The organism is Alteromonas sp. ABD4_190 (genome assembly GCF_056160105.1).
In genome coordinates this window covers 870,523-890,462 of the sequence record NZ_JBSWWN010000001.1, presented here as the reverse complement: position 1 = coordinate 890,462, position 19,940 = coordinate 870,523, and the positions used below count along the sequence as shown (strand labels likewise).

General features: G+C 44.6%; 12 protein-coding genes. 8 read left to right on the top strand and 4 right to left on the bottom strand.

The genetic code is table 11. The features are described 5' to 3' along the window. Window positions 1-1,608: an ABC transporter substrate-binding protein gene (locus tag ACXAFM_RS03960; protein ID WP_474827106.1), complete on the bottom strand. Its 1,608-nt coding sequence runs from the start codon at window positions 1,606-1,608 to the stop codon at window positions 1-3. Window positions 1,609-1,981: 373 nt separating this feature from the next. On the opposite strand from ACXAFM_RS03960, the gene ACXAFM_RS03955 reads away from it, so the two are divergent. Further along, window positions 1,982-5,236, top strand: coding sequence for a WD40/YVTN/BNR-like repeat-containing protein (locus ACXAFM_RS03955; RefSeq protein ID WP_474827104.1), 3,255 nt, complete (start codon window positions 1,982-1,984; stop codon window positions 5,234-5,236). Window positions 5,237-5,421: 185 nt separating this feature from the next. Then, on the top strand, window positions 5,422-7,494 hold the full coding sequence (locus ACXAFM_RS03950) for a TonB-dependent receptor (protein ID WP_474833460.1): 2,073 nt from the start codon (window positions 5,422-5,424) through the stop codon (window positions 7,492-7,494). On the opposite strand, the gene ACXAFM_RS03945 is transcribed toward ACXAFM_RS03950, so the two are convergent. Both ACXAFM_RS03945 and ACXAFM_RS03940 read right to left on the bottom strand, forming a co-directional pair. After that, the gene (locus ACXAFM_RS03945; protein ID WP_474827101.1) at window positions 7,489-8,046 is read right to left on the bottom strand and encodes a PepSY domain-containing protein; all 558 of its coding nucleotides are present in this window, start codon (window positions 8,044-8,046) and stop codon (window positions 7,489-7,491) included. The genes ACXAFM_RS03950 and ACXAFM_RS03945 overlap by 6 nt on opposite strands. 113 nt (window positions 8,047-8,159) lie before the next feature. Beyond that, complete coding sequence (locus ACXAFM_RS03940) at window positions 8,160-9,308, bottom strand: hypothetical protein (RefSeq protein ID WP_474827099.1); 1,149 nt, start codon at window positions 9,306-9,308, stop codon at window positions 8,160-8,162. Between the two features lie 4 nt (window positions 9,309-9,312). Here ACXAFM_RS03940 and ACXAFM_RS03935 point away from each other — a divergent pair, with 4 nt between their 5' ends. The 6 genes from ACXAFM_RS03935 (at window position 9,313) to gloA (ending at window position 16,247) form a co-directional block, all read left to right on the top strand. After that, the gene (locus tag ACXAFM_RS03935) at window positions 9,313-10,764 is read left to right on the top strand and encodes a radical SAM protein (RefSeq protein ID WP_474833458.1); all 1,452 of its coding nucleotides are present in this window, start codon (window positions 9,313-9,315) and stop codon (window positions 10,762-10,764) included. 10 nt (window positions 10,765-10,774) lie between these two features. After that, window positions 10,775-12,559, top strand: coding sequence for a DUF1223 domain-containing protein (locus ACXAFM_RS03930; protein WP_474827095.1), 1,785 nt, complete (start codon window positions 10,775-10,777; stop codon window positions 12,557-12,559). Window positions 12,560-12,763: 204 nt separating this feature from the next. Then, complete coding sequence (locus tag ACXAFM_RS03925; RefSeq protein ID WP_474827093.1) at window positions 12,764-13,693, top strand: dienelactone hydrolase family protein; 930 nt, start codon at window positions 12,764-12,766, stop codon at window positions 13,691-13,693. Between the two features lie 206 nt (window positions 13,694-13,899). Beyond that, complete coding sequence (locus ACXAFM_RS03920) at window positions 13,900-14,631, top strand: YehS family protein (protein ID WP_474827091.1); 732 nt, start codon at window positions 13,900-13,902, stop codon at window positions 14,629-14,631. 93 nt (window positions 14,632-14,724) lie between these two features. Beyond that, a complete protein-coding gene (locus tag ACXAFM_RS03915; protein ID WP_474827089.1) occupies window positions 14,725-15,669 on the top strand; it encodes an alpha/beta hydrolase fold domain-containing protein in 945 nt (314 codons plus the stop codon). 29 nt (window positions 15,670-15,698) lie between these two features. After that, entirely contained in the window at window positions 15,699-16,247 is a 549-nt protein-coding gene (gene gloA, locus ACXAFM_RS03910) for a lactoylglutathione lyase (protein ID WP_474827087.1), read from the top strand. A 112-nt stretch (window positions 16,248-16,359) separates the two neighbouring features. Here gloA and ACXAFM_RS03905 read toward each other — a convergent pair whose 3' ends face one another. Next, on the bottom strand, window positions 16,360-19,896 hold the full coding sequence (locus tag ACXAFM_RS03905) for a DUF748 domain-containing protein (protein WP_474833455.1): 3,537 nt from the start codon (window positions 19,894-19,896) through the stop codon (window positions 16,360-16,362). Window positions 19,897-19,940: the final 44 nt, after the last annotated feature.

Below are 19,940 nucleotides of genomic sequence, written 5' to 3'. Positions count from 1 at the left end.
TTATGGGGTTATTCTCATTTGAGATACACGAAAAGAGCGCTCGTAAGGGTCGAAGCTGAAGTTTCTAAGTCGCCTAGATGTAGCCGTTTGCTGTACATAGTACATAACGGGGATGAGAGGAACGTCTTTTTGGACTTCTTGCATAATTGATGATATCAACGATTTGTAAGCGTGTTCATCCGTGGTATGACTTAAGGTTTTTAAATCACTAAACACTTTTTCATTTTGCCAGTTCATTGGCCCCCAATCTCCGCCTTCTTTTGAAGAAAAGTCAGCCAGCATTATACCGAGAGGGTCTGGGATGTTAGCAAAGTTACGCGCCATAAGTGCAGTCTGCAATGTACCATCAGCATGCCCTGAAGGAATGGCACTTACATTTTCCATATGGACAGAGAGCTTCACTCCAATGCTAGCCCACTGCTCTTGAATTGCCGTGGCAATGGTAATGAGTTCTGGGCGATTGGCATAGGTAATCATATCCAGCGTTAAAGGTGAGCCATCTTTGTAGCGCACTCCATTCTCACCTACTAACCATCCTGCGTCGGTTAGCAGTTGTTCCGCTTTTTTCCTGTTAAATAATAAGTCGCCATTTTCAACACTATTATTAATTGTTGGGTTATTGTCAGCGTCACTCATTGAAATAGTATTGGTAGCAATATCTGTAGTAGAACGAATATGCCAGTCTCGAATATTTGGGCCAAATAGCTGATCAGCAGAGATATTCGATATACGCATTACGCCAGATGCAATGCCTTTTCTGTCAATCGCTAAACTCAATGCTTGCCTTACTTTTACATCTAAGAGGATAGGATGGCCGCTATTTAACTTAACTAAAGTGGTGCGAGGGATCCTGTCGCTAAACACGTTTACGTTAGAGTCAGTGCGCAACATGCTAACCGCGGCAGGGTCGAGGTTGTACACAATATCTGCTTGCCCCGTTCGTACCATAAGCGCCCGCGTTTCAGAGCGGTGTCCCGTTACGTACTCAACGTTTTCAATAACAGCGGGCTCGCCCCAATAATTGTCGAAGCGTGTGGTTGTAATATTGTGGGGTGGTTCAAAGTGCGTAATCTGATAGGGGCCTGTACCTATTAAGGTTTTAATTCGATTGAACTTGCCGAAGGTTGCAGGTGCCACGATCGCAGTTGCATAATTACTTAACAGGGAAGGGAAAGGACGGTAACTTTGGTTCAAGGTGAACTTGATAGAATATTCTGATAGCACCTCCATGTTGGCGATCATATCTTTTGAAAATGGCGTTGGTTTACCAAACGCGACCGAAAGGCTTTTGTAGACGGCGTCGGCGGTCATTAATGTGCCGTCATGAAAATACACATCAGGACGTAAATTAAATGTCCAAACAGTAAAGTCCTCATCATTTGACCATGAGCTAGCAAGTCCTGGGATAAGCTGACCTTGGTTATCCACGTCTATGAGAGTTTCCAGAATTTGCATTCGTGTAAACATGTAGCCAGTACTTGCCGGATCGTTATTGACTGGTTCAAAAGGACCACTGATCAGAATTTTGTTTGTAGATTGTGAAGGTGTGCAGGCACTAAGTAGAACGCTGGCAACGACGAGTAAAATTGTTAGATGTCTAATCCGCATATTATTTTTATGTATTCCCTTCGAGCCTTTAAGCTTTTTCGTGTCTATTTGAATCCTGTGAATCAGTATTAGTATTCTTAGGCTGACGCCCTGAATAGTAAAACAAACTTCCAGATTGGATAATATACGATTTGTTGAATAAATGTACAGGTTGAGTCGGTAGGACTAAACTACTTTTGAAAAATGCACTGGCTAATGACCAACAAAATATTAAGTAATGTTAAGTCTGTGCACAATATTTTCAACTTTTGTAATGGGCAGTTGGTCGTATGTTACATTGTAACTTTAAGCATTTGTTAGTAATGCTATAGAGTGATAGTACTACAAATTAAAAAAGGGTTTTGAGCCCTATCAAACACACTGGATAACAATAATGAAAAAGCTTCTTAAAGCGGCTGTTGCGGTGTCAATTGCACTTTCATGCTCACCCACCTACGCAGATAAAAACGACAAGAATGAAGTCTTCAGCAGTTCAACGTTTAAGGCAATGGAGCTTAGAAACATTGGACCTGCTTATATGTCGGGCCGAATAGCCGATATTGCAATTGACCAGAACGACCCATCTACTTGGTACACCGCTGTAGGTTCTGGCGGCGTGTGGAAAACTACCAACGCTGGCACAACCTGGGAGCCTATTTTTGATGACCAGCCTGTTTATTCCATTGGTGACGTGACCATTGCGCCAAGTAACTCAAATATCATTTGGGTGGGAACGGGCGAAAATAATGGTGGACGTCATATTAGCTTTGGCGACGGTGTATATAAATCGCTAGATGGCGGTCAAACCTGGAAGAATATGGGTCTGAAGAAGTCAGAGCACGTTTCTGACATTATTATTCACCCTACAAATCCAGATATTGTATGGGTATCTGCCCAAGGGCCATTGTGGAGTGGCGGCGGCGAGCGCGGCTTGTATAAAACGACCGACGGGGGAGAAACCTGGAAGCAAGTGCTTAAGCCTGCTGATAAATGGACGGGCGTAACATCTTTACTTATCGACCCGCGCAATCCAGATAAACTTTATGCAGCAACGTGGGCACGTCAGCGTTCAATTGGCGCTTACGTGGGCACAAACGAAGGTGCAGGTATTCATACTTCTAACGATGGTGGCGAAACCTGGACCGAACTTAAAACAGGTTTACCCGAAGGTAACATGGGTAAAATTGGCATGGCTATTTCGCCCATGAACCCAGATGTTATTTATGCCACCATTGAAACTGATAATCGCGGCGGGGGCTTTTATCGCTCAGCTGATCAGGGCGCTAGCTGGACTAAAATGTCTGATGAAGTAGGTGGCGGTACTGGCCCTCACTATTATCAAGAAATTTTCGCGGACCAGCATCAGTTTGACCGTGTTTATATCGCCAGCAACTACAGTAAAGTGTCAGACGACGGCGGTAAAACTTGGACGCCTATTAATACTAAGCGCAAGCACGTGGACGACCACGCCATGGCGTTCCACCCTACCGATCCGGATTTTGTTTTAATGGGGTCTGATGGCGGTATTTATATGTCTCACGACAGAATGGCGAACTGGCGCTTTATGGCTAATTTGCCGTTGACCCAGTTCTATAAAGTTGCGCCAGATGATTCAAAGCCTTTTTACAAAATTTACGCAGGTGCACAGGATAACTCTACCCAAGGTGGACCTTCACGCACTATGCGAGAAGAAGGGATTAAGAATAAAGATTGGTTCTTGACCTTAGGTGGTGACGGACACGGCCCAGCGGTAGAACCAGGCAACCCTGATATTATGTACTCTCAGTGGCAGCAGGGTAACTTGACCCGCGTTGATATGAAAACCCGTGAAGGCGTATACATTAAGCCTCAGCCACTTCCAGGCGACCCGGCAGAACGATACAACTGGGACGCGCCGATAAATGTTTCAGCTCACGACCCTGCTCGTATTTACTTTGCTTCGCAGCGAGTTTGGAGAAGTGATGATCGCGGTGACAGCTGGACACCAGTATCAGGCGATTTAACGAAAAACGGCAATCGTATGCACTCGCCATTAATGGGGCGCACGTGGTCAGTAGAGGCCGGTTGGGACTTATATGCCATGACCGAATTCCACACCATCGCCAACTTTGCTGAAAGCCCGGTAGATGAGAATATTTTGTGGGCGGGTACAGATGACGGGATTATTCAAGTTACAACCAACGGCGGCAAATCGTGGAAAAAGATTGAGTTAGACGATATCAGAGGCATTCCTGCCAATTCCTATGTGAATGATATTCGCGCTGACTTGTTCGACCCAAATACCGTATATGTGGCGCTGGATAACCACAAATATGGTGACTACAAGCCTTATCTTATTAAATCAACTAACTTGGGTAAAAGCTGGACATCACTTGCTGAAGACTTGCCTGAGAAGCACCTAGTTTGGCGTATTGTGCAAGACCATGTGAACAAAGACTTGCTCTTTATAGGTACAGAGTTTGGTGTGTTTTTCTCGGTAGATGGCGGTAAAGACTGGGTTGAGTTAGACGGTGGTATGCCGACCATTTCAACCCGCGACGTAAAAATACAGCGCAGAGAGAATGACCTTGTGGTTGGTACTTTTGGTCGGGGTATTTATATTCTTGATGACTACGCGCCGCTGCGTTCATTAACTGAAAAGTCTATGCAACAAGACGCCATTTTGTTTGGCCCTAGCCGCCCAGTTAAATGGTTCCAGCTAGATGAAAATCACACAGACTCTGACGGCGACGACCGCTTTGTTGCCGAAAACCCTGAGCATGGTGCAACCTTCACCTATTATCTGAAAGACAGCTTGCTTACGGCAAAAGAAAAACGCCAAGAAGCTGAGAAGAAGTTAATAGAGGATAAGAAGTACCCTAAATACCCTAGCTGGGAAGCTGTGGAAGCAGAGAACCAAGAAGCAGCGCCAGCAGTCTATGTTGAGGTACGCGACAGCGACGGAGACGTTATTAAGCGCGTCGAGGGTAAAGCAAAGAAAGGCTTGCATCGCATCACCTGGGATATGAAGCATACATCGACGAGTCCGCTAACGGATAAAGAAAGTAAAGATAGAGGTTTGATGGCGCTGCCAGGTACCTATACCGCTACCTTGTTAAAGCGTGTTGGTGCTACGGTAACGACACTTTCTGAGCCTGTATCGTTTGAACTTAAGCCTATTGTTCAGGGGGCGCTTGAAGGTGCTACTTATGAAGAAATTGCTGCTTATTCAGATAAGGTAAGCACAGCGCAAAAACGTGCACTTTCTTCAACGACAGTGCTGACGCAGCTTAAAGATACAATGGCTCTATTGCGCACAGCTATTGACCGCACGCCAAATGATGTGGCAAAACTTGAAGCCCAATTTGCTGCGATTCAAGACGAGTTAAACGAAGTGAACAGAGCGTTTTACGGTCTTAAATCACGCGATAAAATGGGCATTAAGCCAGCGAATATCATGAGTCGCCTGCGCTATGCTCGTTCTGCGTTAGGTTCATCTTATGGTCCTACACAGCAACACAAAGACCAGCTCGGTTATGCTCAAGATAGCCTAGATAGCGTAGTTACACGCATCAGTACTTTACAAAATACCGCTGTACCTAAGCTGCAACAAGCTGTGGTTGATGCTGGGGGACCGTGGACAACAGGTCTTCCTGTAATCGCTAAATAGCGGCCGACTAGCCTGATTTTCAGTCTAATTGTTAGTCTAGTTGGGCTTAGCACGCGGCAGTAGCATTACTGCCGCGCCTTTCTTTTCATTTTTAACCAAATTTTTCGGTCCGTACTCCTATCATTCGTACGTATCGGTTAGTGAGACCTTTATTGTTTTCTTTTTTTCCAGCTCCACGTTCTTCAATGTTTTTTGAAATTTCATCAGGTTTACCTGCATCTATGACTTCGCCTTTTATATGCTCGCCGCGTTTTTTTGCAGCGTTTTTGCTATCGCTTTTATCGACACCGAGTTTTGCTCAAAGCGAACCCTCCAATAGCGTTGAACGCTATACGGTAACGGCCACACGCCCCTATTATGACGAAGCGCTCTCACGCATATTTCCACAATATGATTTTGATAAAAGTAGTCTTGTTTCGCCTTTGCATGCCAATGATGTGCTGCTTCAATCGCCGTCAGTATCGTTAAACGGGCAGGGCGGACAGATACAAAGTATTAGTGTGCGAGGGTATTCGCGATGGCGAATTCAAACCTTGCTTGATGGCGTGCCTATTGTTAGCGATAGGCGCGCAGGTTCAAGTGTAGGCTTTATTCCGCCTGACTTTATTTCGTCAGCCACCGTATTACCGGGCGCAGCTTCCACTTATCTAGGCTCGGGCGCTATTGGCGGCGCGGTGAACTTACAGCTCGAATCACTCAAAGAGTCCTATTTGAGAGTAGGTTACAGCAGTAATCAGCAGATGAAAGCCGTGAGTTATGTCGGAACCAGTGCTGCCGATAGCAGCAAAAATGGCGCAAACGGCACAGACAATTCAGGCATTACAGATTGGAATATCTCATACAGAAGCGCGAATAACGGTGAGGATGCGAACGGAAACCCGCTGTTTGATCAATTTGAACAAACAGGGTTGTTTCTTAGGCACAGACCTGAAAATAGCATTATAAAAGAAGCCTGGACACTATATTCAAACAACAACGACATTGGTAAATCCAGCAGTGATTATCCTGAAAGCAGAATAACAACCTACCCAAATAATACCCATTGGCTTGGCAAAATAGCGTTTGAAGATAAACTATTTGCTGGGAATATTTGGTGGCATAAATCAAGCTTAGATACCTCGGTGTTGCGACCAGAAAGCAGGATAAATGACAGCGAAAACAGAGCGTTTGATTATGGTTTCAATATCAATACAGTTACGCAATTCAAAGGTTGGGATTTAAACTGGCAGTTTCAGTTATCCGGTCGTGAAGGTGTGGTGGCAGATGAGAGAGAATTCACTTTAACCCCAGTCGAAAGCGCATCGCTTAACTCTTCATTGCCCAGCTTGATAACAAACGCATTTGAATCAGAACTTGCCTATGAAGTGCGTACTCTGGACGCTAGCGAGATTAATACTGCAGCCGTTGTTGATGCTTCACATCAATGGCAACGCTGGTCCGTTGCCATGGGGGCAAGGATTGATTGGCAGCGACAGTCTGATGATTCAGGTGCCAGCCCAACCCAGCCTAATAATGCCCAGCCTAGTAGGTCGCAATCAACCACAAATTTGAGTGGCTATTTGGGCGCAAATTATCAGCTCTCTCCCTATTGGTCGGCTAGCGTGTATGTTTCTAGTGCATTTAGAAACCCATCATTAACTGAGCGTTTCTTTGCTGGGGAAACGCCTCGAGGTACGGTGCTGGGTAGTACTCAGCTTGAAACCGAACAAGCCCTTAATAAACAGCTAACCCTGGCCTATAGCGCAAGGCATATTCAGGGCTCAATTGAAGTGTTTCATCAGCAAATTGATAACTATATTGAACGTACTACAGTTGCTGAAGATGTACTTCAATACGCTAATTTAGATAGTGCAACCATAGAAGGCGCAAGCTATCAGGTTAGCTGGCAATCACAAGACAGCATCTTAGATGCTCGACTTAGTGGCATGTGGATTAGCGGTGAAGATAACTTGGGCAACACCATTGCAGATATACCGGCAAACAATCAGCGCCTGGATGTAGGTGTTAATTGGCAAGCCACGCGCTTTTTTACGGTACTAAGCTATCGGGCTAGTAAGTCAGACATTGCAGACGGCGAACGAGCCCTTAGCGACGTTTTTACCCTAGATATTGGCGCGAACTGGCAGTTAGGTGAGGATATGCAACTTCAAGCAAGCTGGAGTAACCTCACTAACCAACACTATTACACCAGCGCTGATGACAAAGCCGCGTTCGCTCAAGGGGAAAGTGTACAGCTAGCCATCACTTACCAACTATGAGTTATTAAGTGGCTGGCGGTATTTCTTTTTTCGATATTTGCTTTTCAGGGTGGTGTACAACATGACAAGGCCGGTTACCCACAGCACAAAAAGTAGAAGGGCAGCGGGTAGAAATAGCCATAGTTTGGCGCCTTCAAAAAACCAGCTGCCGTCATGAATGGCTTCGATAGTGTCTGTGCGTCGGTAGGCAACCTGAAGCACATCACCGCTTTGGGCATCAAGCTGCACTTCCCAATGGTTCTTGCCGCGTACTTTTATGATGCCTTTTCCGGGACGAACATCTAAACGGTCGATATCGTCCCACGTATTAAAGTTAACCTGAGGCACCTGTTTTACAGCATCAAGCACTCCCTCAAAGGGCAGCGTTGGCGCACTATTTTGGCCTTTTTGCACTTTTTGCGTAGGCGGTTGGATCCAGTCGAATTCTTTTTTAACCTGCAATAACAAGCCGCTAGCGATAACAATGATCACAGGGATAAAAATAACCAGCGACAGCCACAAGTGAATACTGCGACTGTACTTGCGACTGTTTTTGCGAAAGGAAGCGGACATGAAACAACACTTAAAACAAAACGTTAAATACACCGCATACTATACGGTAATCTCGACAGGCAGTAAAAACCGTCTAGCGTGAGGTTTATCTGTTTAAACGGAATTATCCAACGTCATTTGATTGCGGGGTGATTAAAGTGAAGCTTTGTATCGCAGGTAAGCGAAACAACCGACTCGGTTAATATAATTTCGCCAATTTCTTGCCAATGCGCTTTGTCTATTCCTGCATTATTAAACTCGGCGGCAAAAATATTCCAAGTCAGTGTCTTATTGGGGTAATGTTGTAACGATAACTCATCTCTGAAATCATCTTCGTCTACCAGCGGTGTATCTGACCTTAATGCAGCTCTTAGCCAGTGAGGTCCTTGTATTTCGGTTTGTGTATCAGCTTTGCTTTTTACTTCAAGCTCGCGCTTTATGTTGATTTCTTTAGAAGTAATTGGCGCTGAAATGCTCAGTTCTGACGTACTTTCTTTTGTATGCTGCGCCGGCCTTAGATGTGCATCACCAACCTTTACCGCGGCTAAATGAGAAACGGGTCTAAACCGCGCATTGGCTTTTTTACCGCTAAACGCTTTATCGGCTTTCTCAAGATCGCTTTCCAGTCGATAGGCGGTAAGCAATTGGCTAAAGGGCGGCAGCTCACCAAGCGCTGGTTCGTTAGTCATAGGCAGGTTTGCAACATGCTTTGTTTTTGTACCGCCAAGGGAGTGCATAAGAAATATGTTCTCAGTAAGTGCACTATGGGCATTGGGGAAGAGCTTAATTGCCATACCAAAAGCACGCTTATCTTGCTGTTTTGTTCCGCTTAAACTGACTGAAGCCCTAACAATAATAGGAACCTCTGTACCCGCTTGAAAAAGGCCAGAGTAAGGGCTGTTTTGATTCACCTTCCAAATACCGCCAAAGCAAATTCCGTTGGCTTGAAGTAGCTTATGTTTGGTGTCTAATTCGATAAAATTTGCGTTTGATGAAAGGGTTCTTTGAGCGTGTTTCAACAGTACATTTTCGCCGTTAACATCAAAGTGTTTACGCGACACCTCATATTGCGGAAGGTTTGAGTAAGGGTCAGAAAAAACAAGGCTTTTAACTTCTTCGAACGCACTCAATGGCGCAGCTAAACCGAGCTTTGCTTCACTAACTTCTGCATGACTTATTACACAATAAAACAATGTGGCTAGTGCAAAAAAGCGCCATGCCTTGAAAGTATTTTTAAGTGTAAAAGGTCTTTGTTGATACTGAGTAGTTTGAAAAAGACACATTGAAATGACGTGCTCCCCTGGTACCACAAGAAATCAACAACTTGCCTTTACACGAAAGCGAATGGGCGAACATTTTACTCCCAATCAACTTTTGGGGCGAACGCATACCATTGGCTGTGTTGCTGTTGAAATCACGCAAAAATGTAATCTTGATTGCACCTTATGCTATTTGTCAGAGCATTCGCAAGCAGTTCGTGATATTCCCATTCAAGAAGTGTTCAAGCGATTAGACAATGTGCTTAAACACTACGGGCCTGGAACCAGCGTGCAAATTACTGGGGGCGACCCTACGTTAAGAAAACGCAGCGAGCTTATCGATATTGTTGCCTATGCAAATCAACTTGGCCTACATACGGCGCTATTTACAAACGGTATTGCTGCCACTAGGGGCCTGCTCACTGAGCTTGCCGAAGCTGGGCTTAACGACGTTGCATTTCACGTAGACACCACCCAAGAGCGCAAAGGTTATGATGATGAGCATTCGTTAAATGCTATTCGTGAAGAGTACCTAGAGCGAGCCAAAGGCCTGGGCCTTATGGTTATCTTTAACACCACGGTACATACCGACAATTTCAAAGAACTGCCCATGCTGGTGGATTTTTTTGTACAGCACGCAGATGCGGTAAGTTTTGCCTCTTTTCAGCTACAAGCTGAAACCGGCCGAGGAGAGTGGGGCGCCCGAACGGATGTGGTCGACCCGCTTACCGTTAAAGCGGCCATTGAGAAAACAATTTCCAAAGCGTTGCCGTGGGAAAAGGTACGTATCGGCCATAGTGATTGCCACAGCTACATGCCCACTTTAGTTGCCGATAATCAAGTCTATTCTGTCGTTGATGACGCGCAATTGTTTGCGCAATTTCTTGAAGACTTTAAGCATATACAAACAACCCGGCAGCACGGCACCGCAAAGATTATATGGGATTACAGTAAAGCGCTGCTTGCTCGCCCACAGTGGGTTTGGAAGCTCGCCAAAGCAACATCGTTAAAGCTGTTAGAAATGCGCAGTAGTTTAATTAAAAGTCGCGGGCGAATGCACAAGCTGTCGTTTTTCGTTCAAAACTTTATGGATGCCAGTGCGCTGCAGCAGGACAGAATTGATGCGTGTTCATTCATGGTAATGACAGCAGACGGCCCTGTATCAATGTGTAAACACAACGCCGAGCGCGACGAACATATATTGAAACCACTTTCGTACACCAACCATCGCGGGCAGGTAAAGCAATACCAGCCATTGGGAGAGCGTTATCGAGAGGATAACGTAATCCCTATACGACTGCTTGCCGATGATAAGCCGATTCACGAACCCAACGAAAGGTCATCGAATGAATCAATCAGTAAGCCAGTTAGCGATCTAAACCAGGAGCTAACTCACAAGTCAGCTCACGGGGTGAAAAACGATCTTGGCGCTAGACCAAATAGCATTCCCTTAAATCAACAAACTTCAGAAATAGGATAAGGAAAAAGCCATGCAGTATTCTAATTCGCTAAAGTTTAACAGCGCTTTCGGTGACGCTTTACGGGCGTTTGTTTCATGGGCTTTAGCGTTTTTCTTGTTGTTTTTCGTACAAAGTGTAAGTGCAAGCGAAAAGCCAAATGAAATAAGTTCAATGACTGCTAACGTTGAAACCCAAGCGCTTTTTATGCTGAAGCAAGCTTACAAACAAGCGACTCAAGACTGGGAGTATGTATTAGCAAATTATGTTGATGAAGAAGGGCGAACTAATTTTAAAGGCTTGTCTGAGGATATTGCGCCGCTCGAAAATGTTGTAACCTTTATTGGCTTTGCTAGCCCAACCGCAACACCTGAATTATTCACTTCGCCAGAAGAAGTAATGAACTATCACATCAATAGTTACAATGCATTGGCAATGTTTGGCGTGATTGAAAAAGGTATTCCGGATAGCTTTACAAGTTTCTTCTCTCGCGCCGCTTTTTTTAAGTTTCGGGATGTGGTGATTGGCGGGAAGGTCACTAATCTATACGACTATGAAAATGATGTGATAAGGCCGCTTAACGAACCAAGAATACACTTCGCCCTTAACTGCATGGTGAAAGATTGTCCACGACTCCCTAAAACGCCATTTTACCCAGAGTCATTAAATGAAACACTAGAACAGCTTACCTATGAATTTTTCAACAAGCCAAAGCACTTCTATTTGGATGATAAACGCAAACGAGTGTATGTATCAGAAATATTAGACTTCTACACAGAGGACTTTGTTGCGTCGGGCAAAGCCAAAGATTTGCCCCAGTACATTAACCTATATATTGAGCAACCAATCCCTGCCAACTACAAGCTTCGCTTTATTGATTACGACTGGCATATTAATGTACAGCCGGAAAAATCGAAGGTTTCAACATCTATAAATAGCGACGTAGATAATGCTTCGAGCCAAACCGCAAAGAACCCCATAGTTAAAGCTTTCCGCACTCTGCATTCTAATGAGAGCAAAACTGCAGGTTTAGCAAATGCTCCAGCGTCTGAATTAGCGCCGTTATCTGCGCCGTTGCTAACAACAAACTTATCATCCAACGAAAAAACAGACGCGCCTTTCATACTTACCAGTACGCCTAATAAAACAACCGTCTTGGAGCTTTATACATCCCAAGGTTGCAGCAGCTGCCCACCGGCTGAAAAATGGATTTCAGGGTTTGTAGATAGCAAAAAATTATGGACTGAGTTGGTTCCCATTAACTTTCACGTGGACTACTGGGATTATTTGGGTTGGAAAGATCCTTTCGCTGACAGTGCTTTTAGTAAAAGGCAACGAGACTACAAGCGTGTAGGTAAAGCCAACACTATCGCCACGCCCGGTTTTGCCTTAAATGGCCGCGCTTGGAACGGTTGGTTTCGCGGGCAGCCGTTACCGAACAACACCGCCCCTTTGTCTGGCGTACTCAATGCTTCGATAGGCAACGACAACATAGACGTGACGTTCAATAAAATAAACGCCAGCAAGGATAATCCTTCGCTAACGGTTCACGTGGCATTACTTGGTTTTGGCATAGAAACATCGGTAAAGCGAGGTGAGAACGCAGGGCGTAAGCTAACTCATGATTTTGTAGTGCTAGATTACAAAAAAGCGGTGTTAAATAGCGAAACTGACAATGCTCGCGCATTTCAATATGAGACAAGCTTATCTTTGCCTAGCAATACGCATGTAGAAACCACAAAACGCGCCCTGGCTATTTGGGTTTCCTATGCTAACGACCCTTCTCCAATTCAAGTCGCCGCGTCTTGGTGGCAATAAGTTGCTAAGTTTATGTGACATGAGGGTTATTGCCTTAAAAGGGAATCGTGCCTTGCTTCTTTGGCTATCCCACGTACAGTAGATATTATCGACATTTTTCGGGGCACGGTGTTTGTGCTACCACTTAATACCACTCAGCAAAGATCCTTACCCAGTGAGGGGCAATTATCAATGCTGAGCGGTGTAAACTTAAGGTTTCAATAAATGAAGCAAAATAACACCCCAAAACCGCAAAAACTATCGCAACAAAAAGAACTTAACATCCCTCAAGAGGCGTTCGATTGGTACGATGAATACGCCCATGGAGATATAGACCGTCGCACGTTTTTAACTCGTCTTGCTTCGCTTTCTGTTGCAGGTTTGACCGTGAGCGCTATTGGTGGCGCACTGATCCCTGACTATGCAAAAGCGGAACAGGTTTCGTTTAACGACCCCGCAATTAAAGCTACCTACGAAGTTTTTTCATCGCCCAAAGGGCATGGAGAGGGCGGTGGGTACTTAGTGCAGCCCACTAGCTTACCAGAATCCGGCGTAGCGCCTTGCGTTCTAGTGGTTCACGAAAATCGCGGGTTAAACCCTTATATAAAAGACGTAGCTAGAAGACTTGCTATGCAAGGCTACGTAGCATTTGCGCCAGATGCCCTGTTTCCGCTAGGCGGTTATCCAGGAAATGATGATGACGGCCGCGCTATGCAAAAGAGTCTTGATAGAGACAAGATAGAGCAAGATATGGTAGCGGCAGCGCTATGGTTAAAAGATCATGAAAAGACAACAGGTAAGCTTGGCGTTGTAGGTTTTTGCTTTGGTGGATATATTGCTAATTTCCTAGCGGCCAGCATACCTGACGAGTTGGACGCTGCCGTTCCTTTCTACGGTACACCAGCAAAGCAGCCTCTAGTTGACCACGTAAAAGGCCCTTTATTGATTCACTTTGCCGAGAACGATAAGCGAGTGAATGCCACATGGGAAGACTACAAAGTAGTTTTGGAGACAAAAGACGCTGAGTATGAGGCTTTTACTTATGCCAAAGCACAGCACGGCTTTCACAACGATTCGACAAGTCGTTACAGCCCAAAGGACGCTGAGCTAGCGTGGAACAGAACGTTAGACTTTTTTGACAGCCATTTGAAGTAGTTAGAAGTGAAGCGGCCTCGTTAGGCCGCTTTTGTTGCTCAGTTTTTACCGGCGATTATCTTATCCATAGTGATGGGGAAGACTTGCACATAAAAGCCCGTGATAGATGCGAATGGCCAAGTAGTGTAAAATTAAAAAATGCGCGAATTGCGCTACACTTTAATCCATACCAATTATTGGCTACTCCACCTTTCAGGCCCACTTACATGATTCACAACGATGTTCTACGTCGCCTTCGTTATGCGTTAGCTATAAACGATACCGCTGCTATTAGCATTTTCAAATTGGTTAACTACGATATGGAAATTGACTATTTACATGCCGTAATGAAGCGAGAAGATGAAGCTGGCTATTTGCCGTGTCGTGATAAGATTATTGCGCTGTTTCTTGATGGATTGATCATAAAAAACCGAGGTCGACAAGAAGGGCAAGCACCCAAAGAGCTTGGGCCAAAAGAGCGATTAAGTAATAACGAAGTACTTCGCAAAATCCGTATAGCAATGAGTTACAAAGATGAAGATATGATTGAAGTACTTCAACTGGCTGGCTTTCGAATTAGCAAAAGTGAGCTTTCTGCACTTTTTAGAAAGCCAGACCACCGCAATTATAAACACGCTGGCGACCAAGTGGTTCGTAACTTGTTGCAAGGCATGGTGAAAAAATATCGACCTGATTCATCAGGTACCGGCCGCAGTGCGCAAACAGGTCTTCAAAAGCCAGCCCCTAAAGTGCCAAACGAGAATCGGCCAAACGATAGTAAACGCGTTAAAGGTAAACTGAACGGGAATAATACTCATACTAACAAGCCAGGAGTTACATCGTCGGTAACTAACAAGTCTAAGCGCTCAGTTAGCCAAAGTGCTAACAATGAAATGCAAAAGGCCAAAAAGCAACATAATGCATCTGTGTGGGGCGAGCTACCTGCTAAAAAGCGGTGAATAAAGTTCACCGCTAGATGACTTCCATTTGCCAGTGCTTGAGAGCTTGTTAGGCTTACTAACTTCAATCAACATAGGATGGAGTTTTCATTTATGCGGTTTACTTTTGGGCTTGCTACGCTTCTAGGTATAGCAATCATGCTAGTAGGGTGCGGTACGACGAAAAGCGATAAAAGGGAAACAGAGAGTGAAAAGGCCGAAACGCCATACGTTAATGTAGACGACATTATACCCCAGTCGATAGTTTACAAGACAGTGAATGGCAAAGGTTTAGCGTTGGATCTATACATGCCAACTTCCTTCGGAACTGCCCCCACACTCGTCGTATGGGTTCATGGTGGTGCCTGGATGAGGGGGAGTAAAAACGAGACCCTGTCCAAAAATGGTAATTTAGTCGCTTCTTTGCTCAATGAAGGTGTGGCGGTTGCCGCAGTAAATTATCGACTTAGCGGTGAGGCTATTTTTCCTGCAGCCCCCAATGACATAAACGATGCGATTAATTTTTTAGTTGATAATAGCGATAATCTTAAACTAAGCGCTGATCACGTGATCATGATGGGGCGCTCAGCGGGAGGGCATCTGGCCTCGCTTTTGACCACATCAAACAACGACGACGCTCCATTTCTTGATGCAAAGCCGCGCTATCGCGTTATTGGTATGGTCGACTTTTTTGGGCCTTCTGATCTTATGGCTTTGCGGGGCAACAGCGGCAAAGTGGATCACGACGCGCCTGATGCCGCAGAAGCTCAATTTTTGGGTGAATCTCCACTGGCCAACGAAGCCCTAGCGAGAGAAGCCTCGCCAACCACTTATATAGATAGTGAAACGCCGCCTTTTATTATTTTTCATGGACTTGATGATGGTGTAGTACCCGCTTCGCAAAGCGAATTATTAAGTCGCCGCCTAGACCAATTTGGCGTGCCAAATGAGTTGTTTCTTGCTGAAGGTAAGCGCCATGGCGATCCGGTATTTGATACTAACGAATTTGTCTCAAAAGTAGTTAACTTTGTAAGAGAAGTTAAAAAGGGAAATAACTAATTTCATTTTAATAGAGTAAAGGAAAAATTATGAGCAGACATTTCGATAAGGCCGAAGGCCTTTATGAAAACAAAGACGACGCGACGAAAGGCTTTGTGTTTAACCAAACCATGCTACGCATTGCAGACCCTAAGCGCTCATTAGATTTTTACACACGAGTGATGGGCATGACGCTGATTAAGCGTTTAGATTTCGAAGAAATGGAGTTTAGCCTGTACTTTTTGGCGGCCGGAGATGATTTTTCTGATATTTCCGACGATGTTGAAAAGCGTACCCAGCAGACTTTTGGTCGCCCAGCTATGCTTGAATTAACTCATAATTGGGGCGATACGCCAGAAACCGTCAGCTACCACAACGGCAATGCCGAGCCTAAGGGCTTTGGTCACATTGGTTTTCATGTACCTGATGCAGAAGCTGCCTGCGCCAGATTCGAATCTCTAGACGTTCCTTTTCAAAAAGGCCTCAATGATGGCTCTATGAAAGGCATCGCATTTATTAAAGACCCAGACGGCTATTGGATTGAGATTTTTGATGCATCAAAAGTTGCTGAAACTTGTGCGCCGCATTTGAAGAAGTAGCTTAGAGATTTTGAAGGCTCTTACGTGTTGCTCGCAGCGTTTAGCTAGCCGAAAATTTCAAAAATAGTGTTAATGGAAAGGGTAGCCCAGTTAAATCGGCTACCCTTTTTTTCTAGTTCGCTTCCAAAGTTAGCTCAACGCCGCTAACTTCAGTATGTAAGTCGTGCTGAGTATTAAGCAAAAATAAACGGTTTGCTTCAATTTTACCTTCGTTGGCTAAATAGCTTTTTACCGCTTTACTGCGCAAGTCGGCAAGTTCAATTAACGCGCTTTCTGAAATGTCGATACTATTGCGAAGCTTGTTGTAACGGGCAATCGTCAGCGCTCTTTTTACGTCCTCTTCGTTAATCGTATCAATAGTGTTATCACTACTATTTTGACCTTCATCTTCACTTGTTAACTCAGGGTATAACTTAGCCACCATCTTCTTATATTCTTGATCAAGGTCGGGCGCAAACATCTCTACATAGTGAGAAATAAGGGCGTCGGCCAATGGACCTTCCAATGGAATACGGCTGCCGGTTAATGGCTCATCTTGCGAACTTCCACTGTCGCTGAGATTTTCAATGTCATCACCTGCAGAAGTATTCCCGTTCGTACTTGAACTGCCGGAGGTAGTAGTGGAATCAACAAGCCCACTTTTTGCGAATAGCGTGGCATTTAACTGGCGTTGTGCCAGCGTACTTGAATCTGATACCGCATTTACCGATCCTTCAATGTTCACTCTAAGCCCTGGGCGTTTTTCTAACGCCTCTGCTAAGGTGTTCAGCTTTTCCTGTGCATCCGCGCCGAGTGAATGTTCTCCAAATTCAAACTCAACGCTGTCTAGCTCGTCATCGCTGCCAACCAGATTTGCTAGTAGCGAAAACGGCGCGGTCACAGCCTTGGTAATGATATTGCCAATAGCATTAAGGATTATAGAGCCAAAGCTAAAATCTGGGCTGTCTACGTCTCCAGATACATCTAAACCTAAATCTATAACGCCGTTGCTATCCTCTAGCAGCGCGATAGCGAGCCCAAGTGGCAAACTTAGCGCTTGGTCAGAATTAGATTTTTTACCTAAGGTTAGCTGGTCGATAACTACATGATTCTTACCTTCCAGCGCTTTCCCATTAAGCTTGTATTGCACGGCTAATGACAACAAGCCTTTGTCAATGTAATAGCCCATGTAGGTGCCAGAGTAGGGGTTAACTGAAGTAAGTTCAGCGCCTTTTACAGAGAAATTTAAATCTAGGTCAAGGTCACTTTTTAAAGGGTGAATGAAGCCCGCTAGTATTACCGGTGCATAGTTATCTATTTTTCCAGTGATATCCACATTGGCCGGCGTATCTGAACGCGAGTCTATGCCTGTTACTTTGCCATTTAGGCTTTCTATGGCCGACGCGAACTTCGGTGTTAATGAGTGATCAGCAAAGTAGGCTTTACCGTTCTCAATTGATATGGCATTCACAACAATAGCAAGCTCTTCAGCGTTTGAAGACGTCTTTTCACGAGTTTCAGATGTTATCGAATTTGTTGAGCTCATGCTGCTAGGTTTGCTAGCGATATCATTCTTAGCGGGCTGCTCTTCATTGTTGTTTTCTTTTGAGGAAACAACTAGCTTGCTCACATTGGTTTGCTTGGCTTCGTCAATAATGAGTCGAGCGAAGGGAGATTGTAACTGAATATTGTCTACGCTTAGCTGGTTTAAAGCGTGGTTAAAATCAATATCGTCCACTATTAAAGATTGCCATTGCAACAACGGCTCTTTGGCGTCATCTAGAACACTTAAGTCAGACACCTTCGTATTTGCCTTAACGTTTAATGTTTCAGTTCCCTTATCACCCATTGCAGCGTCAAACTCAACATTCAGATTGAAAAGGCCTTTTTCAAGGGTGACGTTAGCGTAGGGTGAAACATATTGCTGAAACTGATTAAGTGCTAGTTGCTCAATGGCTGCTTTGCCTTGCACCTCTTGTTCTGCAATAAATAGGCTTCCGCTACTTGTCAGGGTACCTTTTGATGTATTGCTAAAGGCCTGGGTGTCGGCAGAGACTTGTAGGCTTGTGGTGTAAGAAATGGGTTTAGAGAAATCAGTGGTGATTTCACCGCTTTCAATATCCAATCGACTAATTCTATAGTAGGTGCCATTACTTATGCTGCGCTCTAGCATATCAACGGTGCCGTTATTGAATGCAAACTTTTGTAGCGCTACTTTCCATGTCGTCTCTTGCTCTAGTTCCGGTGAGCCATTTTTAGTTTGGGCTGCTGTTTGCATCTCTTCGCCTGTTGATTCTGGCGAAACGGTCTCTGCATCAACGCTGTTGTCGGTTTCAGGTGATATTTCACCTTCTAGCTGAGGTGTTATTTGTTCTTTAAGCTGAAGGCTCTTGTCCTTTTCTTCGGACCCAGAAGGCGAATCTGTGTTCGCTTTGGCGCTTGCTTGAGTAGCAGCGGCGGTCAGGCTTTTAGGTGTAAACAGGCGTTGTAAATCGAGCCCCGTCTCGTCAAACAAGCCCGACACTCTGACATCGTCTAGCGCAACTTTAGCAATATTTACCTGTTGCTTTGCGCCGTTTACATTTATGTTGTGAACGGCAAATGAAGGGATGGCGAGGATCTCTTTCGAGGTACTGACACTATCTGGCGAGCTTGATGGCGCGGCTGCTGATGTGGGTGATGATGCAGTGGAATTAAACACCAAGTTGTTGACGGCAAATTCACCGCCTTCCAGTAAAAACTGAAACGCATCTTCCTCTTCAAAAGCCTGCGCCTGAAGGCTTAAGTTAACCGTACCGTCTACTAGTTTCGCTTCTACCAAATCTTTCGATAGCGACCAAAGCGGTACCAAAGCAACGTCACTTATCGCAACGTCTGTAGCAACTTTAAAGGGAGACAGTTGGAACTCACCTTTAATCGAGATTTTGCCTTTTTCGGCGGTAAGCAAATCAAACTGGTATTGATTAAACGCAGCTTGGCTATTGTCACTAACACTAATTACAGCATGCGTATCTAGGTCTTGCAGTACAACGTCCAATTCCGGGTAATCAAGCAGGGTATCGGTAACTTCGTCTTCTAAAACTATATGGCCGTTACTTAGTTTAAATTGACCTAATGTTATTCTAGGGATCTGCCCGTCAGATACCTCTTTCTCATTTGTACTGCGATTCTCAAGGTGAGCGAGAATATCGGAAAAGTTAAATGTTTGTGTGTCGTTATCGGTATTTAAACGTGCCACTTTTGCATATGGCGAATCGATAGTTAATGACTCAATTGCAGGAGTAAGAGTAAACAGCGATTGCCAAAAGCCAATGTCTAAAGAAAAATTACCGACACTAAAAAAACGCTCGTTTGACGCCTTATTCTTGGTATCGCTTTCACTGCTATTTTTACTCTGCTCGTTACTGTCACTGGTGGTTGATGGCTTAAATTCTGAATAGATGACAAAATCAGTAATGCCTGCCTTCAATAGAAAAGGGTTTATCGCAATATCTTTTACCGTGGCATTTCGACCTGTATTTTCTTTTATTAGGTTAGGTAATTTTGCCTCTAGCACCGCAGGGGTCACTACGCCTAAAAGAAGAGCATAAGTAAGATAGAAAAGGACAAGGTAGGTAGAAACTCGAAACCACTTTGGTTTCGCTGAAAACCAAGATGTTGCATTTTGCATAGGCGATTAGGCTGCGTAATTGAGTATGAAAAGATGAGCAAGGT

What these genes read in the sequence shown, in the direction of transcription:
- ACXAFM_RS03945 (WP_474827101.1), bottom strand. Translation starts at nt 8,046, where the DNA reads ATGTCCGCTTCCTTTCGCAAAAACAGTCGCAAGTACAGTCGCAGTATT.
- ACXAFM_RS03930 (WP_474827095.1), top strand. Translation starts at nt 10,775, where the DNA reads ATGCAGTATTCTAATTCGCTAAAGTTTAACAGCGCTTTCGGTGACGCT.
- ACXAFM_RS03955 (WP_474827104.1), top strand. Translation starts at nt 1,982, where the DNA reads ATGAAAAAGCTTCTTAAAGCGGCTGTTGCGGTGTCAATTGCACTTTCA.
- ACXAFM_RS03950 (WP_474833460.1), top strand. Translation starts at nt 5,422, where the DNA reads ATGTTTTTTGAAATTTCATCAGGTTTACCTGCATCTATGACTTCGCCT.
- ACXAFM_RS03960 (WP_474827106.1), bottom strand. Translation starts at nt 1,608, where the DNA reads ATGCGGATTAGACATCTAACAATTTTACTCGTCGTTGCCAGCGTTCTA.
- ACXAFM_RS03925 (WP_474827093.1), top strand. Translation starts at nt 12,764, where the DNA reads ATGAAGCAAAATAACACCCCAAAACCGCAAAAACTATCGCAACAAAAA.
- ACXAFM_RS03920 (WP_474827091.1), top strand. Translation starts at nt 13,900, where the DNA reads ATGATTCACAACGATGTTCTACGTCGCCTTCGTTATGCGTTAGCTATA.
- gloA (WP_474827087.1), top strand. Translation starts at nt 15,699, where the DNA reads ATGAGCAGACATTTCGATAAGGCCGAAGGCCTTTATGAAAACAAAGAC.
- ACXAFM_RS03905 (WP_474833455.1), bottom strand. Translation starts at nt 19,896, where the DNA reads ATGCAAAATGCAACATCTTGGTTTTCAGCGAAACCAAAGTGGTTTCGA.
- ACXAFM_RS03935 (WP_474833458.1), top strand. Translation starts at nt 9,313, where the DNA reads ATGACGTGCTCCCCTGGTACCACAAGAAATCAACAACTTGCCTTTACA.
- ACXAFM_RS03940 (WP_474827099.1), bottom strand. Translation starts at nt 9,308, where the DNA reads ATGTGTCTTTTTCAAACTACTCAGTATCAACAAAGACCTTTTACACTT.
- ACXAFM_RS03915 (WP_474827089.1), top strand. Translation starts at nt 14,725, where the DNA reads ATGCGGTTTACTTTTGGGCTTGCTACGCTTCTAGGTATAGCAATCATG.